The organism is Devosia sp. Z6_126, assembly GCF_058133495.1.
This window is the reverse complement of record NZ_JBYUNO010000007.1, coordinates 41024-51909: the sequence shown is the minus strand read 5'-3', so window position 1 is coordinate 51909 and position 10886 is coordinate 41024. Positions and strand designations below refer to the sequence as shown.

Annotated in this window: 8 protein-coding genes and 1 pseudogene; 5 read left to right on the top strand and 4 right to left on the bottom strand. The window is 56.4% G+C overall.

All coding sequences use genetic code 11. The features are described 5' to 3' along the window. The coding region (locus AC3YOG_RS20130; RefSeq protein WP_489936392.1) for a sigma 54-interacting transcriptional regulator at window positions 1-1002 on the top strand (1002 nt) is incomplete at its 5' end. 1170 nt (window positions 1003-2172) lie between these two features. On the opposite strand, the gene AC3YOG_RS20125 is transcribed toward AC3YOG_RS20130, so the two are convergent. Further along, a complete protein-coding gene (locus tag AC3YOG_RS20125; RefSeq protein ID WP_489936391.1) occupies window positions 2173-3075 on the bottom strand; it encodes a LysR family transcriptional regulator in 903 nt (300 codons plus the stop codon). Window positions 3076-3196: 121 nt separating this feature from the next. Here AC3YOG_RS20125 and AC3YOG_RS20120 point away from each other — a divergent pair, with 121 nt between their 5' ends. Then, window positions 3197-3952, top strand: a complete 756-nt coding sequence (locus tag AC3YOG_RS20120; RefSeq protein WP_489936390.1) for an SDR family oxidoreductase — start codon at window positions 3197-3199, stop codon at window positions 3950-3952. A 234-nt stretch (window positions 3953-4186) separates the two neighbouring features. Here AC3YOG_RS20120 and AC3YOG_RS20115 read toward each other — a convergent pair. Then, a pseudogene (locus tag AC3YOG_RS20115) lies at window positions 4187-5345 on the bottom strand (IS3 family transposase). Between the two features lie 582 nt (window positions 5346-5927). On the opposite strand from AC3YOG_RS20115, the gene AC3YOG_RS20110 reads away from it, so the two are divergent. From AC3YOG_RS20110 to AC3YOG_RS20100, 3 genes are all read left to right on the top strand, one after another. Continuing rightward, window positions 5928-6842 (top strand): hypothetical protein, encoded by a 915-nt coding sequence (locus AC3YOG_RS20110; protein ID WP_489936389.1) that lies wholly within the window; start codon window positions 5928-5930, stop codon window positions 6840-6842. 388 nt (window positions 6843-7230) lie between these two features. After that, the gene (locus tag AC3YOG_RS20105; protein WP_489936388.1) at window positions 7231-7806 is read left to right on the top strand and encodes a hypothetical protein; all 576 of its coding nucleotides are present in this window, start codon (window positions 7231-7233) and stop codon (window positions 7804-7806) included. A gap of 575 nt (window positions 7807-8381) precedes the next feature. Further along, on the top strand, window positions 8382-8660 hold the full coding sequence (locus tag AC3YOG_RS20100) for a hypothetical protein (RefSeq protein ID WP_489936387.1): 279 nt from the start codon (window positions 8382-8384) through the stop codon (window positions 8658-8660). A 63-nt stretch (window positions 8661-8723) separates the two neighbouring features. Here AC3YOG_RS20100 and AC3YOG_RS20095 read toward each other — a convergent pair whose 3' ends face one another. Further along, window positions 8724-9920 carry a DUF3644 domain-containing protein gene (locus tag AC3YOG_RS20095; protein WP_489936386.1) on the bottom strand — a complete coding sequence of 399 codons (1197 nt, stop codon included), beginning with the start codon at window positions 9918-9920 and terminating at the stop codon, window positions 8724-8726. Between the two features lie 27 nt (window positions 9921-9947). Next, window positions 9948-10880 (bottom strand): restriction endonuclease, encoded by a 933-nt coding sequence (locus AC3YOG_RS20090; protein ID WP_489936385.1) that lies wholly within the window; start codon window positions 10878-10880, stop codon window positions 9948-9950. Window positions 10881-10886: the final 6 nt, after the last annotated feature.

The following is a 10886-nucleotide window of genomic DNA, read 5'->3' as shown; positions in this document are numbered from 1 at the left end:
CGCGCGATGAACTGGCGGCGTCTCGTCTTGGAAAACCGGCGCCTTCGCGGCGCCGGGCGAATCACCGAAGACGACCTGGAACTGCGTCTCGTCGGGCGCAGTCAGAAGATGGTTGACCATCGTTACAAGATACGAGCCATTGCGCCCACCGACGCCGACGTGCTGATCATCGGCGAAACCGGCACCGGCAAGGAGGTGACAGCGCGGGCTATCCACGACCTCTCTGCACGTGCAGCCAAGCCGTTCGTCGCGATCAATTGTGCAGCCATGCCGGCCAACTTGATCGAGAGTGAACTATTCGGCCATGAGATGGGTGCCTTTGCTGGGGCTGTGCGAGCTCGCTGTGGCAAGTTCGAGCATGCTCGAGGCGGCACCATCCTGCTCGATGAACTCGGCTCCATGCCGCTCGATGTGCAGGCCAAACTGCTACGGGTCGTGCAAGAGCGTCAAATCACTCGGTTGGGCTCAAACGAGTTCATCGAGTTAGACGTGCGCTTTGTCGCAACGAGTAAGACAGATCTTGAAACCGAGGTCGCCCGAGGTCTCTTCCGCGCGGACCTGTTGTACCGGCTAAACGCCGTGACCTTGCGCACACCACCCCTGAGAGAGCGGCGCACCGACATACCGCTGCTCTTTTTTCACCTGGTTGATCAGGCCGCCCGCCGCTACCGCCGGCCTGGGGTTGAGGTGCCGCCACATGTTACAGTCGCAATAGCCGACCGGGAATGGCCAGGCAATGTGCGCGAACTGCGCAATGCCGCGGAGCGCCACTTGCTCGGCTTAGGTTGGATCGATGACGAAGGGAGTGATCGGGAGCAAGCCGGTGCCACCCTGTCCGAGCGTATGGGCCGGTTTGAGCGCAACACCATTACTGCATTGCTGGCGGCTCATCCTGAAGGGCTCAAACCTGTTTACGAGTCACTCGGCATTTCGCGTAAGACGCTTTACGAGAAGATGCGGCGCTATGGCCTGCACAGCCACGAAAAAAGCAACGAGGAATAGCGGCGATCGTCAATAGAGTGAACAAGGAGAGGGTTAGCGACCGTCGCCTCACTCGGCACGCTCCCTTGTTGACCAAATGAACGCAGCTAGTCGTGGGAACGTCGCTCGTTTTCTGGGCCTCACCACCGGCGGACCCCCGTCAGAATGTCTGGAACATACTAGACCCACCTGTTGGAAAGTCTATTTTGGACGAAGCACACCCTTTGAATGCGCTTCGGTTGCAAGCTTCGATGGTTCGACTCGCTCTACTCCGGTCATTCAACAGGATCGGCTGGTTTGGTCCACTTCTGGACCCGCATGGCCGGCCTCTGAATGACTGACTAAGGATGGAACTCCGTGGCGAAAGTCAACGAAGGGTCGCAGGCCCGAACGGCCCTTGAGCGGCTTGCTAGTTCTTGTTCCTGGACGGGATGAGGCGGAACCTCAAGCATTCGCCGAGTGTCAGCTTTCGGGCAATTGCCAAAGGCCGGCAATGGCGGAGATGGGGTCGGTTCCTGCCGGACGGCAGAGCGCCCCATTCCGGTCGTTCAACCGGCTCACGCGAGTTCCCGATAGCTGCCATTCCAGTTCGGTGCCCCAGAACGGCTTCGACGGGGTGGGTTGCGGAAGGTCTGCTTTAGTTTTCCCGAGTGGAAAAGCTGACATCCAGTCGCCCATGGCTTCAAGAATCCTGAGCGTCTAGCGACCGCAGAGAGAAGCCCGGCGATGATAAAATTGACTAAGCCATCGATGCAGCGGCTGTCAGAGCGTTCACTGGTGATGAGAAGGCGCCCATAGAGTAGGTCGCCGGCGGCATCGTTGAACAGTTAGGTGTTAGCTGCCCGACGACGGCGCTCGATCTGCAAACGGCCCCGGACGTCGTTGGCTAAGTCAGGGGTGCGTCACAATGCCCTTTTCTTGCGTCAGGTTTCATTGCCACAACGTGACATGGGGTGCACGCTCGCCTGCTCTCCGCAACAAAGCTTCACGGAACAGAGATGTACGTTGTATGGCTCCCATTCATACGAACGGCGGCTTCTCGGGAAACCACAAGTTAGCCTGGAACGATAGAAATGGGATCGCTACGTTCCGGGATTTTTATGCCTGCTTTTGGTAATTAAGAATGGGCTCGCGTTCAAAAGTGTACACTGCCTATGCCGGCGTGCGCTATTCTTCTTCGGTCATAACTAACTATGAACCGCGAGCCTTGAACACTTCGGACACCCAGTCCACGAATATTCTCAGTTTAGCATTCAGGTGCCTGTTGGGCGGATAAACGACATGGAGAGGATGCAGCGGCCGCGTCCAATCTGTGAGAAGCGGTATCAAGCTTCCGTCCTCGATAAAAGGTTGCGCCATAACACCGAACGTCTGGCCGATGCCGAGGCCAGCCTTGATTGCCGTCAAATGGGCAGTGATTTCATTGACGGCCACCTGTGCGTCGCCGCCTGTTTCGATTTCCTCGCCGCTCCGGTGAAAGAGCATCGGAAAAGGCTTAGACGTTAGCGACGAGAAATAGTTGAGGCTGACATGCCCCCGATCAAGATCGGACGGGTGCTTGGGGATGCCATGGCGTTCAATATAGCGGGCGCTGGCGCAGGTCACATAATCAAGCTCGCCGATCTTGCGAGCGATCAGTGAGGTGTCACCCAATTCACCGCCACGGATGACGCAATCCACGCCTTCGCCAATAAGGTCAACTGGGCGATCACTGATACCCAAATAGAGTTCGATATCGGGATAAAGGTCGCGGAACCGCGGCAATGCGGGAATCAGTACGCAATTTGCCAACTGCGATACGATATCGATCCTCAGTCGACCCTTCGGCTGCGCCTGGTTTAGCCTCACCGCCGCATTCATGTCCTCCAGTTCGGCGATCAGCCGATTGGAGCGTTCATAATATGCGGCGCCCTCTGGAGTCACGGCGACTTTGCGGGTTGTCCGCTGGATCAGCTTCGTGCCGAGAGAGGCCTCAAGGTCAGCGATCAGCTTGCTTGCCGTTGACCGCGGTAGGTTGAGTTGGTCGGCAGCTTTGGCGAATGTGCCGGCCTCGACGATGCGCACGAAAGTTCGAAGTGCCAGAAGCTGATCCATGAGTCCAAGCTAATTCTGACTATGCATGACCGTGCATTATGAAATCAAAACTACGATCTTTAAGCAATAGGATGGCGGCTCTAAATCCTGCCCAGAACTTACCCTAAGGACTGGATATATCATGCACCAGAGATTTAACGCAAAAATCGCTGTCATAACAGGCGGCACATCTGGCATAGGCTTTGCGACCGCAAAGGCCTTAGCACAGGAAGGCGCGTTCGTATTTATTACCGGCCGTCGACAGGCAGAACTCGACGCAGCAGTAGCCGCGATCGGCGACAACGCTGTTGGCATCCAGGCGGACTCTTCCAACATGAAAGACCTTGATCAGCTTTTCGATAGTATAAAAGCGCATAAAGGCCGGATCGACATATTGTTCGCTAACGCCGGTGGTGGCGCGATGCAGTCTCTTGGCGAAATTAATGAAGAGGACTTCGACGATACGTTTAACCGGAATGTTAAGGGCGTGCTCTTCACGGTGCAAAAAGCTCTTCCGCTTCTGGCCGATAACGCCTCTATCGTTCTGACTAGTTCGACTACCAGCATCATGGGCACCGCGGCTTTCAGCGTTTACAGCGCATCCAAAGCCGCCATTCGCAATTTTGCTCGCAGCTGGATCCTCGACGTCAAGGACCGCGGCATTCGCATCAATGTCGTAAGCCCCGGCCCAGTCCGGACGCCTGGCCTAGTTGATCTTGCTGGTCCTGATGCGACGGCCCAGCAGAGCATGCTCGATCATCTGGCCAGCCAGATCCCGCTCGGTCGCATTGGTAAGCCCGAGGAAATTGCCAGGGCCGTGTTGTTCCTCGCCTCAGACGAGGCGAGCTTCGTCAATGGCGCGGACCTGTTTGTCGATGGTGGATTGGCGCAGATCTAGTGGCAGTGGTCCATGTCTCTAGGCGTCCTCGCCTTTACGGCTTGCCGGTAAAAGCGACACGTTGACTAGGTGTGACATCAGTGTCTGAAGGTGAGACCGCGATGCTGTACGGCATCGATTGGCACAGCCGACCTCCACGCCTCCGCAATGAAAGACGACCCGGTGGCTAGCTGACGTATTTGTACGTCGACTGCTGTGACTGGTCTGCCCCGCATAAGCGATCCAAAGTTATTGTTAGTGCATAGTTGGGCTGGATGCCACCGCTGGCGGGGTTGAGCCACTTTGGGTGGGCGGCCATGAGATGGCCTCTGGTGCCGGCGGTTTATAGCCGAGCGACGAATGGGGTCGGGTGGTATTGTAGTGCTGGCGCCATCCTTCGATGACGATCTACGCCTCCTTGAGCGTGTAGAAGATTTCGCCATCGAGCAGTTCATCACGCAGTCTGGCATTGAAGCTCTCGCAATAGCCATTCTCCCAGGGACTACCCGGCATGATGTAGGCGGTCCTGGCGCCAACGGCAGCGATCCAGTCCCGGACAGCCTTGGCGATGAACTCGGGGCCATCGTCTGAACGAATATGCCCAGGCGTTCCGCGCAGGATGAACAGGTCGGTGAGCACATCAACGACGTCGACCGCCTTGAGCCTGCGGCTGATCCTGATGGCCAGGCATTCCCTGGTGAACTCGTCGATGACGTTGAGCATGCGGAACTTCCGGCCATTGTGGGTTCTGTCCTCGACAAAGTCATAGGACCAGACGTGATTGGAGTGCTCGGGCCGCAGCCGGATGCAGGCTCCGTCATTGAGCCAGAGCCGCCCGCGTTTGGGTTGCTTTGGTGGAACCTTGAGCCCCTCTCGCCGCCAGATCCGCTCCACCCGCTTGTGGTTCACCACCCATCCAGCGCGATGCAGCATCGCCGTGATCCGACGATAGCCATACCGGCCATACTGGGTGGCAAGCTCGATGATGTCGGCCGTCAGAGCCGCTTCATCGTCACGGGTTTGGAGAGCCTTGCGCTGGGTGGATCGGTGTTGCCCTAGAACCTGGCAGGCTCGCCGCTGCGAGATGCCAAACTGCTCAACCACATGATCCACGCAAGCACGGCGGCGAGCGGGGCTTAGAAGTTTCCCCGGGCAGCCTCCGCCAGCACCATCTTGTCCAAGGTCAGATCCGATACCGCCCGGCGCAGCCGGGCGTTCTCGGTCTCAAGCTCTTTGAGCCGCTTCACCTGATCGCCCTTGAGGCCACCATATTCCTTGCGCCAGCGGTAATACGAGACTTCCGTCACCGCTATCGCGCGGACAGCCTCCGCAACTGTTTTCCCTGCGAGATCAGCACGTCTACCTGACGAAGCTTGGCGACAATCTCTTCAGCCGTCGGACGTTTTCTGGGCATCTGCGTATCCTTTCAAATGGGACCTTTCCCCTACTTCAAAAAGGACCACTTCTGTGGGGGCAGACCAGAACCAGTAGACCGAACCTCGCCGGTGCACCAAGGATGCAATGGACTTAAGCAATGAACAAACGCTTCCGTCACATGTGACGGGATGCTGTGACAGAACCCGCGTTTTGATTCGGGCTCTACGTCTGCATTTTCAACGCTTAGGATTGGCGGAGAGGGAGGGATTCGAACCCCCGATGGAGTTGCCCCCATGCCGCATTTCGAGTGCGGTGCATTCAACCACTCTGAATGGCTGGCCAAGACTTCTGCCAGCCAACAACCATAAAAAAAGCGCGCACATTCAGTCTGTTAAGAGTCCGTAGCACGCAAATATACGGGCAGCAATGCCAATCCGCGTTGAGCAATGGCGCTCTAGTGTCAGCTTCAATATCGCTCGCTGTGACAAGGGTGTGACAGCGTTCTGAGTGTAAACCACCTGCCGGGCGAATGAGTGAAAGAGTGAGTCACTAGCAAATTATCGCTTGCAATCATGGAGGAGGTGATCTAGTTATTCACTCACACACTGGAGCGCTGATTATGAACCCTCTACGAGACCACGGCCTTTTGCGAACCAGCTCTTATGATGAGCGTATGGATGCCTTCGGCGACTGGTTCGACATTGACGTTGATCCCGCTACAGCACTGACGCCGATCATGCTGCTTATCGGAACGAGCTTGGAACGCATTGTTGGGGAGGAGCAAACTGCCGCTGCATTTGCTCAGTTCGCGCACTGCGAGGGAGATTGGCGCCAGGCGGTAGAAGCTACCGATTTCTATCAGGGCACTCAGTTGGGCGACCGCCTGGCGAACTTGTCTGCCTATGCGGTGTTCGGTGTTATGAGGTTGGACGACGTCAATAACCACACACTTCAAACCTTGGAGGCAGCTGAGGCGCTCCTGGCTGACTATCCCGATTATAGGTGGGCGCTGTCCCCCAATGAAGAAGCCCTGGTCCCTACGGTGGCGATGGCACGAGCACGTTGGAATCTGGATAGCGGCGCTGGTCTAGATGCCGAAGGGCTTGCGCTGCTTGGTGGCGTCAAACTTAGCCGCATCAGGAACATGATGTCAGGCGACACACCCGAATTACCTAAAGATGCTTCAGGAAAGCTGTCGAACGAAGCGGCGCGAGCCTGGCTTGAAAAGCGGGACTGTTTTCTGCCGACAATTGTCTGGAATGAGGATCAAGCACGCGAGCCGGAGACAACATTGACCGCCCCTGTGTTTGTCCCGGTCGCACGAGACGGCTCAATGTTTACTCCGAGCCTCAAGCGGAATGGTACATATCGCATCGGCGAAAAAGGTGCCGAAGAGTCCATTGAGAACTATGATGACGCCCTGGCTCGACTGCAGTCCATGTCGGTCGCCCGATGGAGACGACCCAATGACAACGACAACTGGGGCATTGTTAGCGCCATCGAATGGCGCCGGGTTGATCGAACCACCCTGTAGTCTGCTGCGTCGCCCTAACTAGCCGCTGCCCATTTCTTCCTGTGTCCGGCCACCTGGCCGAAGAGCGCTTAGCCATGCCCACGAGACAGACAATGCATCTTACTCAACACGCTCGTACGCGAATTACCCAGCGCAACATTCCACCGTGGATCATAGAGACGATTTTGACCTTCGGCTCGGTACGTCACGCGCCGGGAAGTACCATGCGTGTCTTGTTTGACAGGTCCTCCATCACCCTAGCGGTGGACAGTGGTGAACACGAGCAATCCCAGCTTGAGCGATACCGCGACACCTACTTGGTAGTCGGGGGTGAGGGTCAGGTCGTCACCGTGGCCCGTCGAACACGTCGTCTTTTCAACTGAACAACCATACGAGTTTCCTCACCAAAATGAACTACACTGCAAAAAACATACTTGAGACATTGCTCACTCTCTCCCCACGCCCGACCTCGGAAGCCCCCAAAGATATGAGGGGTGTATATGGCCTTATCGATCATCTTGGGCAGTTGCGATATATCGGCTCGACAAGCTCTCAAAACGAGACGCTCTACAAGCGTATCCACCTTCGGCACCGTACAGGCTCTGAAGGCGCCAGCCACCATTTGTCGCGGATGTACAACGCAGGACGCATGTGGCGCGATAGTGCATCGACGTCGGACCTCGCCGACAGCAAGGTTGCTAAATCGCTTCGCAATGCGTTCATCGCCGAACATTGCCGGGCAGTATGGGTAGCAATCTCAGACGATCTCCCTATCGCCGCTTTGGAACGAGAGATACTGGCGCTGTCACCCGTCGATGCCATCGCGTGGAATGGCCAAGCTGCACCGATCTATGACGAGCCCGAAGAGCTGGTCGATATCACCATCGCCCGGCTCGGTTGGGGACAGGACAAGCTGGAGGCGATCAAACGCCAGCGTGAACGCTATTTGGCAGCTGCCAGAGGTAGTCAGCCTTCCGCCAAATGATGACAAGCCCACAGGGGAAACTCGGTTCTTTAGTCTCGACGTCGAGACTGCAAATTCAAACCGGGGTAGCATCTGCGAGATTGGTCTTGCCGCGGTACCGCCTTCTGTTGAAACATTGACGTCTTATGTTGATCCGCAGACCGACAATTGGTCATGCACCAGGATCATGGCGTCGGCGCCGAGCATGTCCCCGAGGAGCACCGATATTCGAGCAGTTACTGCCGCTGCTAAACACTGCCTCTGCGAGCTATACCGTCTACCAGCGCTCGCATTTCGATCGCAGTGCTATCGCCGGGTGCGCTCGATCCAGCCTCCAGATGCCGGATTGGGCCTGGAAGGACAGCGTCCAAGTTGCGCGGGAGGGGTGGCAGAGCTTAGGGGAAATGTGGTCATGGTCTGGCTTCGCTCAAGAGTACCTCGGGCTCAACTTTACACATCACGATGCAGGGGAGATGCACGAGCGGCAGCCAAGTTGTGCTCCGATAGCACCTCCGAAATCAAAACTTCGACCGGACAAGAGGCCCTCCCAGCACACACCGTACGTTCCACGGCTACCCAAACCACAAAAGCCGTCAATGAAAGGAAAAATCCGCATGGAGCCTAAAGTAATCCGAATTGAGCGTGTGACATCACGCCCAGGTGTTCACGAAGAACCCGAACTCACGAGTCGTGGTTATCGATTGGGAGATCCCAAACATGGCAGCCAGAAGCATCACGCCGATTATGCGGTTTTCGTGAAAACTTTGGACGAGGCAGCACAGCTCGTTGAGAGTGGCTTCTCCCTCAGAATGGTCGCCAAGGGTAAGCGCGCGTCTCTCATTTCCCCTGGCGGGCTGAGGATCGTGCGTGTCTAGCAACGCGGCGGGAGTTGCTAACCCAGGAAATCGTCTTCACACGCTTGAACAAACATGAGGTGCCTAGACCTTAGCGGCGCGGATCGCCGACAATCGCCCCGCGTCGTTTGCTTCCTCGACTAACCGATCAACCCATTCATCAGAGTAGGTGTAATCCTTGTGGGCAGGGTGATAGATACAATATCGCCGGTCCGTATTGCCTGGCTGCGGATTGCCCGACTTCGGCCTCACCTTGAAGAGCTTCCACGCTTTGGCATGGTCGCTGGTTGTAAAATCGACCCCAGATCTTTCGGCGACTTCAGCGACCACCACACCGGGCTTGTGGGGATACAGTTCATCAGCTGGCACCTTTTTGGCTAGCACGTTGTGAATCTCCTTGCCCTCCGGCGAGGCGGGGCTCACGAACTGAAAATGAGCATTGCTTTTGGAAGCAGCATCGAGCGTATAAATCACTCGGAACTGAAATTCGATGTTGTTCAACTGCTCCTCGGTCATGCCATCGGCGATAAGGGCATCGATTGCCTGAATTTCAGCGGGCAACGTATGATTGGCAACTATCGAGAGCTGCTCAATGGTCGGCTTTGCAAATTGTAGCGCCAGGGCCAACTCGTTTGACAACGTCAACTTGGCGCCAAATAGCTCGCAAATCGCCTTATCAAAATTCAGACAGCACGCTTGGAATATCGGTGACCACTTTAGGTCTAGCGGGCCCAGTATGAGATGCTCCACCTTGTCGCGGATGATCTTCATCGCCCGCAGGTTGCGTCGCATCTCCGCTGACAGCGGGCAATCGCCCCTGTCGATCATCTGACTTAGCAATAAGGAGCGGCCATCTTCTCCAACAATTTCAACCCCATTTCGCTCATAGTGCTCATGGAGAAGGTAGGTCCATGCGACATTGGTCAGCATGGCGAAAACTTCGGTTTTGAACTTGAGCGCTGCGCTGTTGAATATCTGCACTGCGAGGATCATTGCCTCGCGAGCACGAACAAGCCGCTCATCGTCGAACTGGTTGAGGCCGGTTTGCGGGTCGTAGGATCGCTTCTTTAGCTGATAGAACGAGACCTCCTCGGGAGTAGCAATCTGCTGTGCAGAGTTTTGTTTAACGCCGGTAATACGCCCGCTGTTGATCGTTGCTGACCGACCAACGTTCACTAAGGCCTGGATGTCTTGGTTGCGCCAACCCATCGCCAGCAGCGCTTTTACGATCCGCTTCTCCTCGGCAGTGAGCGAAATACCATTATGCCCGTTAGCAGCCACACTGTCCCCCTGAGTCAGTGAGCTAAACTATTCGCCTTCCGTGAAGAAATCCTCATCCAGCCGCTTGAACTCGATGGCTCGGCTGACGCGGACGCCGACATTTTGCTCGATCATTAGGCCGGTCAGGTCATTGCCATCTAGTAAGACGACACGCTGCGACAGATGCCGCACAAAGTCGCGGGCCTGCTGGCTGAAGCTTGATGTGGTTACGAAGACGCCCTTGGTGGCACCAAGGCCTACTAAGCTACCAACGAAGCCTTGGATGTCAGGCCTCCCGACCGTATTGCCTTCAGCATAGCGCTTAGCCTGCACATAGACCCGATCAAGACCAAGTCTGTCTTGGTTAATCACGCCATCAACACCACCGTCACCAGATCGGCCAAGCTGGGCAGCGGCGCTCTTGTGCGAGCCGCCATAGCCCATGGCCACCAGTAAATCGACAATCAGTTGCTCAAAGAACGCGGGCGAATTTTGAATAATGCGCTCTAGAAGGTCTGCACGCAGAGCCGCGTGCACAGACCGATAGGCGGTTTCGATCTGCTCTTCGGGGGTCGCCTCGGCCAGATTGGATGAGAGAGCGCTCGTTGTGCCCCCCGCCTTCTGGGTGTCCGCGCCAGCTTCCTTCCGATAGAACTCACGGAAAGTGGGCTCACGCATAAGCAGTTCAACATCGATCTTGGCAGGCTTGGTTGCCAAAAGCGCCTTGCCTGCTTTAGTCGCTACGAAGCACCCTCTGGCGGGAGATGCTATTAGCCCCGCCTTGGACATGTAGAATTTCGCCCAATGGATACGGTTGTGCAGGACACGCTGGCGACCGCTGGGCAGCAATTGTTCACGTTCGGCTTCGGTCAGGCCGAACTGATCGGCAATGCGGTCGGTGATATCGCCAACACGTTGCTCACCTTCGCTGGCCAAGACCAAAACTGGCAACATGAGGGTCTGATAGTCGGGAATGGCCATCTTCCC

Excerpts from the sequence above, each read along its gene's own strand:
- AC3YOG_RS20125 (WP_489936391.1), bottom strand. The coding sequence starts at position 3,075 with ATGGATCAGCTTCTGGCACTTCGAACTTTCGTGCGCATCGTCGAGGCC.
- AC3YOG_RS20100 (WP_489936387.1), top strand. The coding sequence starts at position 8,382 with ATGAAAGGAAAAATCCGCATGGAGCCTAAAGTAATCCGAATTGAGCGT.
- AC3YOG_RS20110 (WP_489936389.1), top strand. The coding sequence starts at position 5,928 with ATGAACCCTCTACGAGACCACGGCCTTTTGCGAACCAGCTCTTATGAT.
- AC3YOG_RS20090 (WP_489936385.1), bottom strand. The coding sequence starts at position 10,880 with ATGGCCATTCCCGACTATCAGACCCTCATGTTGCCAGTTTTGGTCTTG.
- AC3YOG_RS20120 (WP_489936390.1), top strand. The coding sequence starts at position 3,197 with ATGCACCAGAGATTTAACGCAAAAATCGCTGTCATAACAGGCGGCACA.
- AC3YOG_RS20105 (WP_489936388.1), top strand. The coding sequence starts at position 7,231 with ATGAACTACACTGCAAAAAACATACTTGAGACATTGCTCACTCTCTCC.